The 17,348-nt window shown below is 56.8% G+C and carries 17 protein-coding genes and 1 tRNA gene; 13 read left to right on the forward strand and 5 right to left on the reverse strand.

Translation table 11 applies throughout. From position 1 onward, the window contains the following. Window positions 1–56: 56 nt before the first annotated feature. From rrtA to rimI, 5 genes are all read left to right on the forward strand, one after another. Window positions 57–659 carry a rhombosortase gene (gene rrtA, locus ABNH10_RS14240; protein WP_349386556.1) on the forward strand — a complete coding sequence of 201 codons (603 nt, stop codon included), beginning with the start codon at window positions 57–59 and terminating at the stop codon, window positions 657–659. Then, window positions 631–2,352: a DUF3592 domain-containing protein gene (locus ABNH10_RS14245; RefSeq protein WP_349386557.1), complete on the forward strand. Its 1,722-nt coding sequence runs from the start codon at window positions 631–633 to the stop codon at window positions 2,350–2,352. The genes rrtA and ABNH10_RS14245 overlap by 29 nt, the downstream gene beginning before the upstream one ends. Window positions 2,353–2,422: 70 nt before the next feature. Beyond that, window positions 2,423–3,973, forward strand: a complete 1,551-nt coding sequence (locus tag ABNH10_RS14250) for a 2-isopropylmalate synthase (protein ID WP_349386558.1) — start codon at window positions 2,423–2,425, stop codon at window positions 3,971–3,973. A 109-nt stretch (window positions 3,974–4,082) separates the two neighbouring features. After that, window positions 4,083–4,889: a hypothetical protein gene (locus ABNH10_RS14255; protein ID WP_349386559.1), complete on the forward strand. Its 807-nt coding sequence runs from the start codon at window positions 4,083–4,085 to the stop codon at window positions 4,887–4,889. After that, entirely contained in the window at window positions 4,879–5,361 is a 483-nt protein-coding gene (gene rimI, locus ABNH10_RS14260) for a ribosomal protein S18-alanine N-acetyltransferase (protein ID WP_035460689.1), read from the forward strand. Before ABNH10_RS14255 ends, rimI begins: the two co-directional genes overlap by 11 nt. A 307-nt stretch (window positions 5,362–5,668) precedes the next feature. On the opposite strand, the gene ABNH10_RS14265 is transcribed toward rimI, so the two are convergent. Next, a complete protein-coding gene (locus tag ABNH10_RS14265) occupies window positions 5,669–6,094 on the reverse strand; it encodes a hypothetical protein (RefSeq protein ID WP_349386560.1) in 426 nt (141 codons plus the stop codon). Between the two features lie 155 nt (window positions 6,095–6,249). Here ABNH10_RS14265 and ABNH10_RS14270 point away from each other — a divergent pair, with 155 nt between their 5' ends. From ABNH10_RS14270 to ABNH10_RS14285, 4 genes are all read left to right on the forward strand, one after another. After that, complete coding sequence (locus ABNH10_RS14270) at window positions 6,250–6,585, forward strand: DUF2834 domain-containing protein (RefSeq protein ID WP_349386561.1); 336 nt, start codon at window positions 6,250–6,252, stop codon at window positions 6,583–6,585. A gap of 67 nt (window positions 6,586–6,652) precedes the next feature. Continuing rightward, window positions 6,653–8,233 (forward strand): peptide chain release factor 3, encoded by a 1,581-nt coding sequence (gene prfC / locus ABNH10_RS14275; protein ID WP_035460691.1) that lies wholly within the window; start codon window positions 6,653–6,655, stop codon window positions 8,231–8,233. A 58-nt stretch (window positions 8,234–8,291) separates the two neighbouring features. Beyond that, window positions 8,292–8,681: an MmcQ/YjbR family DNA-binding protein gene (locus tag ABNH10_RS14280; RefSeq protein WP_041705238.1), complete on the forward strand. Its 390-nt coding sequence runs from the start codon at window positions 8,292–8,294 to the stop codon at window positions 8,679–8,681. A gap of 18 nt (window positions 8,682–8,699) precedes the next feature. Further along, window positions 8,700–9,005 carry a hypothetical protein gene (locus ABNH10_RS14285; RefSeq protein WP_011587930.1) on the forward strand — a complete coding sequence of 102 codons (306 nt, stop codon included), beginning with the start codon at window positions 8,700–8,702 and terminating at the stop codon, window positions 9,003–9,005. A 38-nt stretch (window positions 9,006–9,043) separates the two neighbouring features. Here ABNH10_RS14285 and ABNH10_RS14290 read toward each other — a convergent pair whose 3' ends face one another. The 4 genes from ABNH10_RS14290 to ABNH10_RS14305 form a co-directional block, all read right to left on the reverse strand. Further along, complete coding sequence (locus ABNH10_RS14290; RefSeq protein ID WP_155849260.1) at window positions 9,044–9,211, reverse strand: hypothetical protein; 168 nt, start codon at window positions 9,209–9,211, stop codon at window positions 9,044–9,046. Then, window positions 9,196–10,632, reverse strand: a complete 1,437-nt coding sequence (locus ABNH10_RS14295) for a phospholipase D family protein (protein WP_349386562.1) — start codon at window positions 10,630–10,632, stop codon at window positions 9,196–9,198. The genes ABNH10_RS14290 and ABNH10_RS14295 overlap by 16 nt, the downstream gene beginning before the upstream one ends. 286 nt (window positions 10,633–10,918) lie before the next feature. Beyond that, entirely contained in the window at window positions 10,919–12,727 is a 1,809-nt protein-coding gene (locus ABNH10_RS14300; RefSeq protein WP_349386563.1) for a beta-ketoacyl synthase, read from the reverse strand. A 310-nt stretch (window positions 12,728–13,037) separates the two neighbouring features. Next, on the reverse strand, window positions 13,038–14,219 hold the full coding sequence (locus ABNH10_RS14305) for a thiolase family protein (RefSeq protein ID WP_349386564.1): 1,182 nt from the start codon (window positions 14,217–14,219) through the stop codon (window positions 13,038–13,040). 323 nt (window positions 14,220–14,542) lie between these two features. Here ABNH10_RS14305 and ABNH10_RS14310 point away from each other — a divergent pair, with 323 nt between their 5' ends. From ABNH10_RS14310 to ABNH10_RS14325, 4 genes are all read left to right on the forward strand, one after another. Then, window positions 14,543–15,130 (forward strand): superoxide dismutase, encoded by a 588-nt coding sequence (locus tag ABNH10_RS14310; RefSeq protein ID WP_349386565.1) that lies wholly within the window; start codon window positions 14,543–14,545, stop codon window positions 15,128–15,130. A 374-nt stretch (window positions 15,131–15,504) separates the two neighbouring features. Then, a complete protein-coding gene (locus ABNH10_RS14315; RefSeq protein ID WP_349386566.1) occupies window positions 15,505–16,371 on the forward strand; it encodes a hypothetical protein in 867 nt (288 codons plus the stop codon). A 339-nt stretch (window positions 16,372–16,710) separates the two neighbouring features. Continuing rightward, window positions 16,711–16,795, forward strand: a tRNA-Leu gene (locus ABNH10_RS14320). A gap of 188 nt (window positions 16,796–16,983) precedes the next feature. After that, complete coding sequence (locus ABNH10_RS14325) at window positions 16,984–17,211, forward strand: hypothetical protein (RefSeq protein ID WP_349386567.1); 228 nt, start codon at window positions 16,984–16,986, stop codon at window positions 17,209–17,211. Window positions 17,212–17,348: the final 137 nt, after the last annotated feature.

Genomic DNA, 17,348 nt, shown 5'->3' on the forward strand with positions numbered 1-17,348 from the left:
AGCTCATGCCTTGTGGGTTGTGGCTTAATACCCGTTCATCCTCGACAGGCAATAGCATGCAACCCAGAGATAAAAAACTCCGTCCGCACTTCGCCTGGTTGGTGGTCGTGATGATTGTGCTGGGGCTGGCCTCTTCCTGGGTGAACCCCTGGCTGGCATTCGATCGCGTTGCGATTGAGCAGGGGCAGTGGTGGCGGATTCTTACGTGCCATCTTGTGCATCTGAATCATTGGCATTTGCTGCTGAATTTGAGCGGGCTGTTGCTCTGTGGCTATTTTTTTGAAGATTTACTGGATCGCGCCCGCTTGTGGGCATGGCTGTTGTTCTGTGGCATTACCACTGGTGTCGCTTTGCTGATATTGGATCCGCAACTGCAACATTATGTGGGGCTGTCGGGTATCTTGCATGGGCTGCTGGTGCTCTGTTTGCTCATGGGGTGGAGGGGGGATCCGGTGCTGCACTCAGTCGTGTTGGCGGTCATTATCGGGCGCATTATCAGTGAGCACTTGCCGGGCTATGACGTGGATTACCTGCAAGGGTGGATTGATGGTCGGGTGTATGTGAACGCCCATCTTTATGGTGCGGTCAGTGGTGCGTTGCTTTGGGGTTTGATCACGGGGGGATCGTATTTTGTCGATAGAAGAGCAAAACGAGAATAAAAAAGCGGGCGTTGGCGGGTATCTGTTTGGCGGCATTTTCCTATTCGCTGGGCTAGCGGTGATGATGTATGTGGGGCTGCTCCCTGTCGGTAAGTATCTGCTGTCTGGTCAGTGGGAGCGGGTGCCGGCCACGGTGCTTAGCAGTGAACTTCATCGTCATCGTTCTGATGGGTCTAGCACCTATAGCGTCACCGCCCGTTACCGGTATTCCTACCAGGGGCAGACCTTCACCAGCGATCAGGTCGGGCTATATAGCGGCAGTGATAATGTGGGTGACTATTGGCAACAGCTTAGCAGCCGGCTGGATCGTGCCCGTGCCAGCAACCGTGCCTTGCAAGCCTGGGTGAACCCGTCCAACCCAACCCAGGCGTATCTGGATCGAACCTTTCGTTGGAGCACACTCATTTTCGGGCTGACCTTCGGCGGCGTTTTTGCCTTGGTGGGTGCAGGGGTGATGTACTTGATGCGTCGGGGAAGAGACCCTCAGACGGTCTCTGGGACGGGTCAATACAGCAGCCGAGAGAAATCGGGTCACTGGCTTATGGTGGGCTTTGGCGCCGTGTTTATTCTGTTGCCGTCTCCTGCCTATTTGGAGGTCTGGAAGGAAGTCAGCCGTGGCAATTATATGATTTTGCTGGTCCTTCTGTTTCCGCTTGCCGGGGCTGGAATCGCTTTGGCGGGCTTGAGAATGCGCAATAACTACCGGTTCTTTGGTCCAACCCCTCTGGCGCTGGATCCGCAACCGGGCCAGGCCGGCGGACAGGTTGGCGGGTCAATTCAGTTGGGTCGCGCCTTGTCCGCTGAGCAGTCGGTGACGGTCTGGCTTAGCTGTATCCGTTGTTATTACAGCGGTTCTGGAAAAGACCGCAAAACCCGTGAAAGCATCCGCTGGCAGAACCGGCAGCGGGCTTGGTGTCGCCCCGTTCAAAGTGGCACCGAGATCCAATTTTGTTTCGATGCACCAGCGGATCAGCCGGCCACGCGGGAGCGCGATCGGAGTGTGAGTGGGCGAAAGGACTGGATTCGTTGGCGTGTGGAGCTGGATGGCCAGGTTCAGGGACGTGCGCTGAAACGAAGCTGGGAGGTACCCGTGGAAGCGGGCAGTGGCTCTAGCCGCTATGAGCTGCCTGACTCTCATGTAGAAGCAGATCAGCGAGACCGTAAAATGGATGCGCTGGAGTCAGCCAACCAGCAAATTGAGGTAGAGCAGACGAGTGAGGGCCTGCACCTGATCAGTCGGGCTGGCCGCAACCTGGGCATGAAGCTGGGGCTGCTGGTGTTTGGCTGTGCCTTTGCTGCAGTGGGCACCTTCCTGTTTGTTCAGGCCGCAGAAGAAGGCTTCATGCTGTATATCATGGGCAGTATTTTCGGTTTGATTGGTTACCCGATGGTGCTTGCTACCCTGTATACCCTGGCGCGTCGGTTGGATGCCTGGGTGCGTGGTGGCGAGGTGCGCAATCAACGGCGCTGGTTGGGTATTGTGTTGTTCCGCCGCGAGGGACAGCTGCTTAACGCCGACCAGCTGGTGCTGGAAAGTGGCATGAGCAGCACCAGTAATGGCCGCAAGACCGAGTACATGACCCTGTATGCCAAGGTGGATGGCAAGAAGCTCCGGCTTGCGGAAGGTATTGCCGGACGTGAAGCGGGGGAAGCCCTGCGTGAGGCCGTGCTGCGCACCCTGCGGCTGGTGTAGAATGCGCACATACCTGAACCTGCTGTGAAAAGGGGCCAGCCATTAGCCCCGGACATTTGCGAGAGATCCAATGAGCAAAGATCGCCTGATTATTTTTGATACCACCCTGCGTGACGGTGAGCAGAGCCCCGGTGCCACCATGGACCAGGATGAAAAACTGCGCATCGCCCGGGCGCTGGAACGCATGCGGGTAGACGTCATCGAAGCCGGCTTCGCCATCGCCAGCCAAGGGGATTTCCGCTCGGTGAAAGCCATTGCAGACACCGTGCGCGAATCTACCATTTGCTCGCTGGCGCGGGCCAAGGCGGCGGATATCGACCGCGCGGCGGAAGCACTGGTCGGAGCTGAATCCGGGCGTATCCATACGTTTATCGCCACCAGCCCGATCCATATGCAGCATAAGCTGCGTTTGGAGCCGGATCAGGTGGTCGAACATGCGGTGGCCGCGGTGAAGCATGCCCGCAATCATATGGGTGATGTGGAGTTTTCCTGTGAAGATGCGGGCCGCTCCGAAATCGATTTCCTGTGCCGCATCATCGAAGCGGTGATTGATGCGGGTGCGCGTACCATCAACATCCCCGATACCGTGGGTTATGCCATTCCCGAGCAATTTGGCGATACCATTAGCCAGTTGCTCACGCGCATCCCCAATGCGGATAAGGCGGTGTTTTCCGTGCATTGCCATAACGATTTAGGGTTGGCGGTCGCCAACTCTCTGGCAGCGGTTCAGGCGGGTGCGCGGCAGGTGGAATGCACCATCAATGGCCTAGGTGAGCGGGCCGGCAATGCTTCTCTGGAAGAGATTGTTATGGCGGTGCAAACCCGTCAGGACCTGTTCAATGTGGATACCGGCATTAATGCTCGCGAGATCGTGCCCACCTCGAAAATGGTGTCGCAGATTACCGGCTTCCCGGTGCAACCGAACAAGGCCATCGTTGGCGCCAATGCTTTTGCCCACGAGTCGGGCATTCATCAGGACGGGGTGCTCAAACACCGCGAAACCTACGAAATCATGTCGGCCGAGGATGTGGGCTGGCACACTAACCGCATGGTGCTGGGCAAGCATTCCGGACGTGCTGCTTTCCGTGCTCGGCTGGATGAACTGGGGGTTGTGTTTGCGTCTGAGGCGGCCATGAACGAAGCCTTCTTGCGCTTCAAGGATTTGGCGGACAAAAAGCACGAAGTGTTTGATGAGGATCTTCAGGCATTGGTCAGCGACACCAAGCGAGCGGTGGAGCAGGAACGTTTCAAGCTGGTGTTGCTGGAGGCGACGGCGCGCACGGGTGAAACACCGCAGGCTCGCATTGTGATGGCTATTGACGGTGTTGAGCAGGACGCCACGGCCACTGGTGCCGGTCCCGTCGATGCTGCCTTCAAGGCCATTGAGCAGCTGGCAGACAGCCACAGCACCTTGCAGTTGTATTCGGTGAACGCGATTACCGCCGGTACTGATAGCCAGGGCGAGGTAACTGTGCGGTTAGAGAAAGGCGGTCGTATCGTCAACGGTCATGGTGCCGATGTTGATATTATTACTGCGTCAGCCAAAGCCTACCTAAATGCCCTTAATCACTTCGCCGCCGGCGTAGAAAAGGCGCATCCCCAGGCGCTAGAGGGAGTATGAAGGGGATGCTTGGTGTCGGATGTCTGAGGCCTGACGGTAAGGGAGCCGGCGGTGCTCTTCTTGCGTGGTGGGTGGTGTGTCCGGCGTCTGGCGGTACCGGAGGCACTTCATGAACGAAGCGCAGCGGCAGAGTTATTTGAAGGCCATGGGGTTGACGCCTTGGGTGGCCCGTGTGCCTTTGCCCGGTGCAGCGCCATCGCAGGCGTTGGACTGGCCGGAGGAAGAGCAGAATAGTGCAGCGGCCCCGGCGGGTCCTGCCGTTGATGTGTCCGTAACGACCGTGGCGCAGGGAGAGGCGCCACTACAGCATTCTGCGTCAGTTTCCCATTCGGCTCTTGCTGCTGGGAAGCAAGCACCCACAGGCTTTGCTGCCGATGCGTTGGCGAAGGCTTCCTCCTCCAAGCCTGCTGCTCCTTTAAAAGAGGAGCAGGTAACAACTGCGGCTCCGTCGCCGCCTAAAGAGAAAATCACAGGCCTGAGGTTCACTCTGGAAGCGCACCTGGGGGGCACTACCTGGTTGCTATGTGCCCAGGAAGACAGTCAGGCTCCAGGGCTGGGGCGGTTCGAAGCGCCACTGATGGCGAGTTTGTTGGCCTTGTTCCAGGGGCGCCCACAGCGTCCGCGTCGTTTCTTTTGCCCGCTGACCGAGCAGCCCATGCCGGCTGATGAAGCCGCTCAGGCGCTATCCGCTTTTGTGGCTGGGCTTAGTGAGCAGAGCGGTGGAGAGCGGGTGTTGTTGTGCTTGCCGGAAGCGGTGGCCGAAGCCTTGTTTAAACAACCTCGCTATCAGCCTTTTGAACTGGGCCAGCTACCGGCGCTGGTGATTAGCAGCCTGGCGGAAATGCTCGCTGATCCGGCCCAACACAAGAAAGCCAGCTGGCAAGCCATGCAGGCTCATGGTTACGATGGCGTTTGATGTTGTCGGCCCGATTCGGGCCATGCAGGAATCGGATTTGCCGGCGGTGCTGGAAATTGAACACGCCGCTCAGTTGACCCCTTGGACCCGTAACCACTTTCTCGATTGCCTCGGTAATGATCATTATCTGTGTCAGGTGGTGGAGGCGGCAGGGCAGCCGGTAGCATTTCTGATTTTGTCGCGGGTTCTTGATGAAACCCATGTGCTGAACATCGCTGTGGCGCCCGCCCGGCAGCGCCAGGGGCTGGCCCGAGGATTGCTGGAACAAGCCATTCAGGTTGCACAGCAAGACGCCATGAGTGTGATCTACCTGGAAGTGCGAGAAAGCAACAAAAGCGCCCGGGCACTGTACGAGTCTCTGGGTTTCACGGTATCTGGAATCCGCAAAAATTATTACCGCCGGGGTGAGGATCACGATGGTCACGAAGACGCGGTGTTGATGCAGTGCCTGCTGGCTTCGGGGCATAAATAATTGTTGCGAGCTACCGCATCGGTCTTTCTATAAAGCCTTGCAGGAATCAACGGGAGCGGACTTAAAGCACATAGTGCGGCTCGAAGGGTGAGCCAAGCGAATAAATCCAATCGAGGGAGCGAGCCCCGCGAAGCGAGGCGTCGTCGCTAAGATAATGTGCAGGAGGAATGGCGGGCGGGGTATTGCCGTATTGCCCCCCACTTTTCTGTTCCGCTGTTCACTTTTAACGGAATCTACCGGGCAGGGTGGTCGTTATGGGACGCCATTTACCCTGCCAGTGTTGCAGCATGAAGCGTGTTGCGGTTTTTTATTCCAACGGCATCCAGCCCTTTTCTGTATCCCGAAACTGGATCACCCGTTGGCGCTGGAAAGTATCGCCTTTTTTGAAGTTACCGTGTTCTACACGCAGTGCGCTCAGGGCCATGATCATGGCGAATCGGTCCAGACCGGAAAGTTCTTCGCTGCCTTTAACCTGGTTGGTATAAGTGCCCAGATCTTCCTCCGCTTCGAGGCTGTAACTGACTTCTACGGTGTATATGCCTTCACCATCTTCATAGCCATTAAGTTTTTCTACGTTGGTAATAGCCAGCAGACCGTCCAAATGGGCGTTGCGCATCTCCGCTTCAAGGGCTTTCTGGGCATCACCGGTCCCTGGGGATTGGCTGCATGCGCTTAGCAGGGCAACAGCAAGAAGCATTGTTATAAAACGAAGATAACGAGCAGTGGCAGACATGACAAACTCCTGATTGGAGGAGGGAAGGGGGGTTACTCTACATCAGCTTTACCAGCTTACCCAATGCCACAGGCTCGGCTATATAAATACTGGACAGCGAGTCAATGAATGACAACGATAGAGGTAACAGGAACACTTACCAAGGAGAGTGACCCATGTCCGAAAGCCTGTTTCGCCGTTTGCTGATCATGGTGGCGTTGATCTTCTGTGGTGCCTTCGCGGTGTTGGTTACCCCCCCGCTGATGGCTAACCCGGATATTCTGGCTGCCGCTGCGGGCGGTTTCGTCAATCCTTATGCTGCTGGCTATTCCACAGATGTGATTCTGTGCTGGGTGATTTTGGCAATATGGGTGCTTTATGAGCGCCAGCGTTACCATGTGCGCGGGGGCTGGTTGGCACTTGTGCTGGGCGTGGTGCCGGGTGTGGCGCTAGGCTTTGCTTTGTACCTGCTGATGCGCCAGCGCCAACTGAAAGGGTCTGGGTTGGTCTGACGGGAAATCAGGCCGCGAAGGCTGTTATACTCGCGCCCTCGAAATATCCAGTCAGAGATTGAGCCCCATGAGCCTGCAAGACCAGGTGGCCACGCGCCGCACCTTCGCGATCATCTCGCACCCGGACGCCGGTAAAACCACCATTACCGAAAAATTGCTGTTGTACGGAAACCTGATCCAAAGTGCAGGCACCGTCAAAGGCAAGAAGTCTGGCAAGCACGCCACCTCCGACTGGATGGAGATGGAGAAGGAGCGGGGCATTTCCGTGACTACCTCGGTGATGCAGTTCCCTTACAAGGGTGCCACCGTCAATTTGCTGGATACCCCAGGCCACGCGGATTTCTCTGAAGATACCTATCGCACCCTCACCGCCGTGGATTCGGCATTAATGGTTATTGACGCTGCTAAGGGTGTGGAGCAGCGAACCGTAAAATTGATGGAAGTGTGTCGCCTGCGCGATACCCCGATTCTCACCTTTATTAACAAGTTGGATCGGGATGTGCGCGATGGCATCGACGTGCTGGACGAAATCGAGGACGTGCTCAATATTGAGTGCGCCCCGATTACCTGGCCCATCGGCATGGGCAAGAGCTTCAAGGGTGTTTACAACCTGCTCACCGACACTACCGTGCTCTACAAGACCGGTCAGGGCCATACTGTGCAGGATGTGCGCGAGGTTAAGGGCCTCAACAATCCGGAGTTGGATGAGGCGGTGGGCACCGACTACGCTGAAGAACTGCGCGACACCCTGGAGCTGGTGCAGGGCGCCAGCCATGAATTCGACCTGGAGCGTTTTCTGGCCGGTAAGTTGACCCCGGTTTTCTTCGGTACGGCTCTGGGTAATTTCGGCGTGGACCATATGCTCGATGGCCTGGTGCAGTGGGCGCCGCCGCCCCAGCCCCGTGATGCTACCGCTCGCACGGTAGAGGCTGATGAGCCCAAAATGACGGGGTTTGTGTTCAAGATTCAGGCCAATATGGACCCTCGTCACCGAGACCGCATTGCCTTCATGCGTATTTGCTCGGGCACCTATCGAAAAGGTATCAAGCTCAAGCAGGTGCGTACCGGTAAAGATGTGCGTATTGCCGATGCCCTGACTTTTCTGGCCGGTGAGCGCGATAATGTGGAAGAAGCCTTTTCCGGTGACATTATCGGTTTGCATAACCATGGCACCATCCAAATCGGTGACACGTTCACCGAAGGCGAAGAGCTTGCCTTCACCGGCATTCCGCACTTCGCGCCGGAATTGTTCCAGCGGGTGGTGCTCAATGATCCGCTCAAGAGCAAGCAGCTACACAAGGGCCTGACTCAGCTGGCTGAAGAAGGCGCGACCCAGGTATTTTTCCCGCTGCGTAATAACGATGTGATTCTTGGTGCTGTGGGCTCGTTGCAGTTCGATGTGGTCGCCGCGCGCTTGAAAGGGGAATATGGCGTCGATTGCCGTTATGAACCGGTCAGTGTAGCGACAGCCCGGTGGGTTGAGGCCGATAGCGATAAAGAGTTGGCTGCCTTTGAACGCAAGGCCCATGACAATCTGTCCCGGGATGGCGCCGGGCATCTGACATACCTGGCGCCGACGCGGGTTAATCTGCAACTGGCACAGGAACGTCATCCGGATATCCGCTTCCGCGAAACCCGGGAAATCTGAGGGCAATTGTTGCCGTAACCTTATTGACGGCGCGTCTGGATAAAATCGGGTGATCGACATGGATGTTGATGTGGTACGAGATTATCTCTTGGGTAAGCCTGAAGCGTTGGAAGATTTTCCTTTCGGCCCTGATGTGGCGGTGATGAAAGTGCGCGGCAAAATGTTTGCCACGCTGGGTGAGGAGAGCGGTGAAGGGCGCATGAACCTGAAGTGCGATCCGGACCAAGCGCTGGCACTTCGAGATATTTTTGCTGCGGTACTGCCTGGCTACCATATGAACAAGAAACACTGGAACACGATCAAGCTGGATGGCTCTATTCCTGAAGGAGAAATTCAGCGCATGATCGATCACTCTTTTGCGCTGGTGGTCGGCGGCTTGCCGAAAAAAGTGCGCGAAGGCATGGCCGTGCGCCATGGCCGTGAGTCACTCTATGGCGGCCAGCACTGAACAGGTAGGGAGAAGGCAATGGCGGTGGGTATCGGTGGCGTAATTATTATCTGGTTGGGCCTAACCATGGGCGCGGCGATGTTGCGGTGGTTGGGTGTGGCGCTGCATTACCCCGCTCGACTGGCGGCGCCGCTCTTGTTGGCGGTGCTAGAGACGGTGCTGTTCCTGTGGTTTGTTCCCGGTACAGAATTGCTGCCGCAAAGCTGGGGCTGGCCCATGGCCGGCGGTTTGGCTGCGGCGGCCTGGCTGATTAATGGTGTGGTCAGTGGGCTGGATTGGCACCGTAACCGGCCGGTGAAAGACGCTAGGGTAACGGATAACTGAGTTGTCGGCGCGTCGCTGGTGGCGCGATAGCCAAACGGTTAAAGCAAGCCTACAACAGAAGAGACAGAAATCACCGGGAAAAGAAAAATCATCCACGCGTGCTCTGTGCGCTCCATATGCTCTGTGGTGAAGTGCCCTTGATCTTGCTGCTTGATCGCGTCAGCGACGCGCTTACAGCGCGGGCTTTGCATTAAAAACTGCTCCACCCGGTAAATTCCATTCCCCGATACAGCCAGTACTTCCACTGCGAATCGTCCGCATACACCTCATAGTCCGTGCTGTGTTTTTCATGGAAGCGATTTTCCCAGCGCCGTTCGAAGGTGTCAGCGGCCTGTTGCATGATGGCCTGATCCGGTGCGGCGGTGAGACGAACGTTGCTTTCCAGATTCAGATTATCCAAATTGCGGCGAGTGTAGTTAGCGGAGCCAAGAATGAGCTCAGCGCTGTTGGTGTTGCGCCGTAGTAGCATCTTGGTGTGGCATTGTTCCCCTTGAGTATTACACCAGCGAACCGGGATGCCGGCTTTGTGTAATTCATGGGCCACCTGACGGTTGGGGATGCCGTTCTTCTCTCGCCCAAACGCATCCTTGTTAGGGTCGAGCAGTACGCGGAGCTGTACGCCTCGGTGGTGTGCGGCTAGCAGCGCGTTCACCAGCGGACGATGGGATAGGTAAAACACGGAAATGTCGACCCGATCTTCCGTTTGGCTGTGCTCAAGGGTGGCGAGCAGGGCGTCGCGAATGGCCCCTTCGGTAAGCATTTGCAAGTGTGTATCGGCCGCAGGATTGGCTGGTTGCGTGGGTAAAGTCGGTAACGTTGGCAAAGCGGTGTGGGCCAATTTTGCCACGGCCAGTTCACTGGCGAGTAGGTCGTTAACGGCATTGCCCTGAAATCGCAGCCCGATATTGCTGTGGGCGCTGCTGCCATCGTGGGCATTGGCGGAGGTTACCAGTGCGGTCCAGTGTGCGCCTTCATCCACCAGCAGGGTTTTACGGTGGTTGGCCTTGAAGTTAAGCAGCGTCAGGTAGCTGCGTAGCGGCACCTTACCGGGCCCCATGGGATTGGGCAGCCAGCCCTTGTTGGCATTGTTGTCCAGCCACTGACAGCATACTCGCCACAGCCCGGACCAGCTGGGGTTGGAATCGCGCAGGGTAGGGAGCGGGGTGGTAATGACGGTGATGTTGGCGTTTTTCAGGCGTGCCAAAGGCTTGTTGTGCAGCCCACCGTAAAGCGTGTTGATGGGGTCGGTAATGACCACGATGGGCAGATCTGGATGCTTGTCGCGCTGGGTTAGCAGGGCATCGATTAGCTCCCCGGACAGCGCGCGGTAACTTTCGCTGCCGGCGCCCTGAAAATCATTGAACAGGAACATGTCGATTACGATCATTTTTTCCGCCTGCCCAATCAGCCGGAAGAATTCGTCAAAAATATGCTGGCGGCTAAACCGTTTGCTGCCCTCACCTTCATCGCTTTCCCAGGTATCGTCCACCAGTAGTTTCAACCCATGTACCGCATGCAGGTCGCCCTTGAGCGACAGCCCTGCGGGCAGGGGTTTATAACGGTGCCACAGGGCGGTGCTGGCAATCAGGGCGAGGAGAATCAACAGGGCAAGTTTCAAGCGGGTCATAATCGGTCCATGGCATGCAGTGAGGCAACCTTATCAGGTAACCAAGCCGAACGCCGTAGGTCCAAAGTTGAAAAACCCTCCAGGGTCCCTTGCGGTCAACCTCTCATGTTATACCGTGCCTTATTCTGTAAAGAAGGCGGTCACTGGGCTAAGCATGGCGCTACCGCACCGCACCCGTGTTGGCAGCGCTAGGCCTGTGCGGCTTTCGAGGTGCCGGTTCGTTAAGGGTTTATCCTCGCGTTGACGGCAAACGATGTGAGGCATCGCTTGCCGCATAACGGCACAATTATCGATTGAGTTGGTAGTCCGCGAGATTACTATCGTCATCAAACTCCATGATCGTGCCGCCGTTGAGCTGTACGGCTTTCCCGCTCAATGTCACTGCCTCGTCGCCGAGCACGCCATCGTTGAATCGATAAATTGGCCGCGGTGTCTCGTTGAGGCAGTGGTTACGGAAGCGGCTTTTCGCTTCCAGCACGTTTTCCCGGCGGCTCTCCCAGCGAGCCATGGCTTGGGCGCCATGGCGGTGTTGCAGCATTTCCTGGGTTACTGACGGCGCCAGAGCCACGGCGGTGGCGTTGTTGCCGCCAAACCCTTTGGAGTTGATCAGGGTGGCTTGCAGGTTGTCGTGTTGGACATGATCCATGGCGAAATCTAGGTGCTGGCGGTGCACGTCATCGGCGATATGGTCGATGCTACGGATGCCGGGTATCTGGTTATGGGCAAAGCTGCCCAGGGCCGCGGCCAACTGATCACCACCGGAGCTGCCCAGAGAATGGCCAACAAACGCTTTGATAGCAGTCACTGGCCACTGTCGGATACCGAAGGCCTCCGCTACTCGGTCCAGGATGACCGATTCAGTTACCCGGTTCTGTGGCGTGCCGGTGCCGTGAGCGTGTACGAAACTGTGTTCACGTAGCCCCTGCTCGCCGATGAGTTGGCGGGTGAGGGCTGCGGCTTTGCCCACGGTTAGGTAGTTGCCCACGCCGGGAGCGGAAATGGATTTCTTGGCCCCGTCGGCGTGAATGAATACATCGGGTACAGCGCCCAAGATGTCGACGCCCAGTTCCAGTGCCAGGGCATCATCCATCAGCACGGTGAATTGAGCGGACTCGGCCATGGTGAAGCCACAATTCCCGGAGAACGGCCGGCAGGCCCGGGTCAAGTCCGCCGTGGACGCGCCGTCCAAGGCGGCCAATGCCTGGTCTTCCGCTAAGGCGCCCATGGCGCGGTAGCCTTCCATGATTTCCGGTACCAACGGCGCTTCGCTAGTGCCGATAATGGCGACCCGCACTCGACCATTGCGAATGGCGTGGACGCCCTTTTCCAAGTTGTAGAGGAAGGTAGCACAGGCGCCCAGCATGCCACCGGTGGTGCCCACGGAATGCAACACATAGGCATTGAGGAAATCGGCGGTCATTTCCCCCAGCCCCAATGGCACTTGTTTGGAGGTGATGCGTTGGCCGTTGGGAGGAAAACGCATTACCCCGCCGAGGCCATTGTCATCCATCTGCGACATGGCATTGCTGGCGTACACGGCCACCTGATCGGGGCGTACATGGGCGGCTACTGTTGCCCAATCGAGGCCCAAATCGCCCAACGCATCGCTGATCCCGAAAATGGCCATTTGCAACGCGCGGGGGTGGCTGCGCGACGCGTACAGGGCGCCGGGGTCGAAACCGTCCGGCAACTGGCCAGCGGCACTGACCCGGCGGGGGGTATCGAGGGGCACGTGCAGCCCCAGCCCGGCAGGTAAGGTGACGCGGCTGCGGCGCTTGTCTATAGCATGGACCTGCCAGCCCGGCGGCAGGCTATCAGGCAGATCCATGTTGCGCATTTCCAGGGTGATAGGGGAATCGCTGGTGCCCGCGAGCGCGCCGTGGAGTTGGTGGCTATCGGGGAGCGCTCGGATCAGGGTGCGCGCCAGCATGCTATCTTGGTCTGCGCCGGTAAGCCGGTTCAGCGAATTCAGCGTGTCCTGCTGTTGAGAGAAGTCCAGCGCGTCGAAAATAAGCCTTTGAAAGGCGAAATGCTGGGCGCTGCGGCCCGCCGCATTAATGCCGCCCATGGCGGTGATAACGGGTAATGCTGACATGGTGCTCCCGGGGCTCTGGTTCTAACATGATGACTAGGGAGTCAGAGTACAGTGGAAATCCGGGTTTGCGTATACAAGGCAGGGCGAATTCGGTCAGGAAAGTGCAACAGAGTTTGAAAGTGAAAGGGGATGTTTCGGGATGAGGGTCGGCAGTAATCGTTGTTGGGAGCGGTGGCTCGGGCGCGATTGCCGGTGACGCCGGCCCCGTTTTTCGCTATGGCGTCATGGCTCCTGCGGTACGCCGGGTTATCTTTATATACATAAAAAAACGGGGCCCGAAGGCCCCGTTTGCGTCTGGCGTACTTACACCTTACACCAGCTCAATGGCCACTGCGGTGGCTTCACCGCCGCCAATGCACAGGCTGGCCACACCGCGTTTGCCGCCGGTGCGCTTGAGCGCGTGGATCAAGGTGAGAATGATGCGTGAACCGGTGGAACCCACCGGGTGGCCCAGGGCACAGGCGCCGCCGTGAATGTTCAGCTTTTCGTGGGGAATGCCAAGATCCATCATTGGCAACATCGCTACCATGGCGAAGGCTTCGTTGATTTCGAACAGGTCCACATCGTCCACACTCCAGCCCACTTTCTTCATTACTGCTTCGGTGGCACCAATCGGGGCAATGGTGAATTCGCTAGGGTGCTTGCTGTTGGTGGCATGGGCGAGGATGCGCGCCAGTGGCTGCAGGCCACGCTCGTTGGCAACGGATTCGCTGGCCAGTACCAAAGCCGAACCGCCATCAGAGATGGAGCTGGCATTGGCGGCGGTGACGGTGCCGTCTTTGGCGAAGGCTGGACGCAGGCTAGGGATCTTGTCGATCCGGGCGTTAGCCGGCTGTTCGTCGGTATCGACCACGGTTTCACCCTTGCGGGTCTTCACGGTCACCGGCACGATTTCATCCTTAAACCAACCATTGTCGACTGCGGCATTGGCCCGGTTCAAGGATTCGATGGCGTAGTTGTCCATGTCTTCGCGGCTGATACTGCGCTTGTCGGCCACTTCCTGGGCAAAGGAGCCCATCAGGCGGCCAGTTTCTGCATCTTCAAGGCCATCCAGGAACATGTGGTCCATAACTTGGCCGTGGCCCATGCGCATGCCGGCGCGCGCGTTATCCAGCAGGTAGGGGGCGTTAGTCATGGATTCCATGCCGCCGGATACCACGATTTCGTTGGTGCCGGCCTTGATGGAATCGTAGGCAAACATGGTGGCTTTCATGCCGGAGCCACACAGTTTGTTAATGGTGGTGGCCCCGGTGCTGTCCGGCAAACCGGCCAGGCGCATGGCTTGTCGAGCCGGGCCTTGTTTCAGGCCGGCGGGGAGCACACAACCCATGATGACTTCCTGCACGTCTTCGGGTTTTAGGCCGGCGCGGGTTACGGCTTCGCGGATAGACGCGGCGCCCAGCTCCGGGGCGCTGACAGCGGACAGGGCACCCTGGAAACCGCCCATGGCGGTACGGGCACCGTTTACAATCACTACGGCATCATCAGACATGTTTTTCTCCTGCCAAACAGTTGAAGGCGTTAACAGAACGCAAAAGAAACGTTCTGAACGTAAAAATTGGAGCGCATTGTACTTGAAACAAGGGCATCGCGCCCCATCTGACAAGGACCTGCCGGTCACATATTGCTGGTAAATGATAGGTTTAGCCTATGATGAAGAAAGGCAAAGCCTTGCCAGAGTAGAGAACACGACCGGTAGCTTGGTATTATCGCTTAGCCGCAGGCCACCGGCAGGTTGCCTGTGGGGAATTTCTGCCCGTTGTTGTGAGCAAGCTGCTGTGAGCAATGGGACAACATGACGTCAGGGGACAAATTATGGCTTTTGAATTACCGCCACTTCCGTTCGAGAAAAATGCACTGGAACCGCATATTTCTGCCGAGACGCTTGAGTACCACCATGGCAAGCATCACAACGCTTACGTGACCAAGCTGAACGACATGGTTGCTGGCACCGACAACGAAGGCAAATCCCTGGAAGAAATCATCAAGAGCGCCGAAGGCGGTCTGTTCAACCAGGCAGCGCAGGTATGGAACCACACGTTTTACTGGAACAGCCTGAGCCCTAATGGCGGCGGCGCTCCCAGTGGTGATCTGGGCGCAGCCATCGACAAGGCATTCGGTTCTTTCGACGAGTTCAAAGAGCAGTTTAATGCTAAAGCGACGGGCAATTTCGGGTCCGGTTGGACATGGCTGGTAAAAAACAGTGATGGCAGCCTGGAAATCGTTAACACTGACGACGCGGACACGCCCATTGCCCACGGCAAGGGCCAAGCCCCGCTGTTCACCGTAGACGTGTGGGAACACGCGTACTACGTGGACTACCGCAATGCCCGTCCCAAGTATCTGGAATCCATCTGGAACCTGATTAACTGGGATTTCGCGGCCAGCAATTTTGCTGCCTAAGCCCAGCCGGGTAAACCTGAAGGTACGTTACAGGTACCGTTTAGGTAACAAAAAAGGCCGCTTTTGCGGCCTTTTTTGTGTCTCTATAGCGACAGAAGAGCAAGTTTGCTAGCGTCCGATAAGCACGGGATCTTGTTGCCGGAAGGTGTTCCACACCCGTGATAACGATGAGAAAAAAGTGTAATGAAGAAGGCAAACATGAACTGAGTGAGTGGGTTTGTTTCGCCACCGAGTAGCCGTTGCCCGAAAAAACAGCAGAGCAAGAGTAAAATGTTCGCGTGAAATGCATCGGGTGAACGAAAAGTAGAGACTGTAAACGGTCTTTTGGTATGAACCTTGGCACGATTAGCCAAGGCTCTGATTAGGATTGTGGAATGACGCGAGATCGTGAAGTGAATTTGGGTGATTTGGATGACGTTGCCGTTGATGAGCCCAGGGCAAGCACTCCCCCTTCTGTTTCACCGGGCGGAGGGGGGGGGAGCACGCCGCCGAGGAGCAAAAAAAGCGCCCCGAAACCGCAAAAGCCGCCTTCTTCCGGTGGTGGCGGCAATGGTGGCTGGGTGGCCGCCTGCTTGGTATTAGTGGTGCTGATTGCTGGGCTGGGTGTCTGGTTCAGCAAGCAAGTGGCTGGTCTGCAAGCGCAGCTGGACAGTCGCTTGACTGAATCCAGCGAAAAGATGGGCAACCTGCAATCTCGTCTGTCCGCTACGGATGAGAGCTTGAACCAGTCCTCTGGGAAATTGCTCGATACGGTGCAATCTCATGGCAAGAAGCTGGAGGCCAACGAAGATGAGATTCGCAAACTGAGGGACTTGAGCGACACGCGTAATAAAGCTGCCATTGCCAAGCAGGAAAAAGTATTGAACGCACTGTCTTCCTCGGTGAACGAGGTTAAAAAAAGCCAGGCCGGTGTGGACAGCAAATTAAAAAATATTAGCACCGATGCAGCTGCGCTCAAAAAGCAGGTAGAAAGTGCTGTGGCAGCAGTGAACAAAAGCAGCGACCAATGGCAAAGCCAGATCGGGCAAATGCAGACCCGAGTGGAAGTGCTGGTCGACAGCATCAAGCAATTAGAGCGTGAACAGACTAACCTGAAAAATGGTTTGGCCAAGATGGAAAAGGCCCAGGGCAAGATCTCCGCACTGGATGCCACTGTGAATGATGTGGAAGCGGCGATTGCCGCATTTGATGCCTATCGCTTGCAAGTCAACAGGCGCCTGGATTCACTGGAGGGCCGTTGATCGCGTAGCTCGGCATGGCCAGGCTGCCGCCCTTTGGTTTCTCCAGCCCGGTAAATGCGGTTAGTCGCTCTGAAGCAGCGCGCTTCCAGCTGTTTTTGGTAGCGTGGTTTTGGTTGCGGCTTGGCGGGCTCAAGGTGGCCTGCGTTAGCTGAGAGTCAAGTTCTCAGCCTGTCTTTCAGACGACAGTACAGGCGGGTGATACGTGCGAGAACGGGCAGTAAAACCGGGTGAGCAAAATCGGTGAGGATCTGCAGGCACTTCACCGTATCCTGCGCGGCAAATTAACGGGTGGATGAGGGCTGGTAATTACTCGATAGCCTGCTAGAATAGCCGCCCATTGCGCCAGTGGTGGAATTGGTAGACACGCCAGATTTAGGTTCTGGTGCCGAGAGGTGTGAAGGTTCAAGTCCTTCCTGGCGCACCATCACAAAGAGAGGCCGCAACAGCTTGCTGTTGCGGCCTTTTGCGTTCTGGGAATAGGCTGAAGCCTTGTTTTAAACGATTGCCTTGTGCCTATAGGGTGATGGGCCGCTGTCAGATAAACGGTCAGTTCTTGCCTTGTGCTTGCCTGGCTGGGTGGGTAAAACCATAAGAGGTTCTGATGGAGGCACGATGCAAGACAACCACGATGACAATAACAACCGCAATCCTTACGACGAAAAACCCCCTTCGCCAGCCTCCCGAGGGCTGGAAAAAGAAAAAGTGGTGTTGCTGGCATTGGCGTTTCTGGTGTCGGGGGCGTTGATATTAGGGTTTTTTGCTCATTCAGAAGGAATCGAGGCACGAACCGCGCTCAAGGATATGCAGTCAACCCTGACTAAGGCGGCGAACTCCCTGTAACCCTATCTTCCGTTGCCCGCCATCCCGTTTCCGTTGTGCTGGTTTAGTTGTGTTGAGCGCGGGCAGGCGCAGTGTCGAGTCCACCATATTGCAACCAAACGCGATCAAATATTGCGCACCGGGTTAAATGGGGGGCA

The organism is Alcanivorax sp., from assembly GCF_040119285.1.
Classification (GTDB): Bacteria; Pseudomonadota; Gammaproteobacteria; order Pseudomonadales; family Alcanivoracaceae; genus Alcanivorax.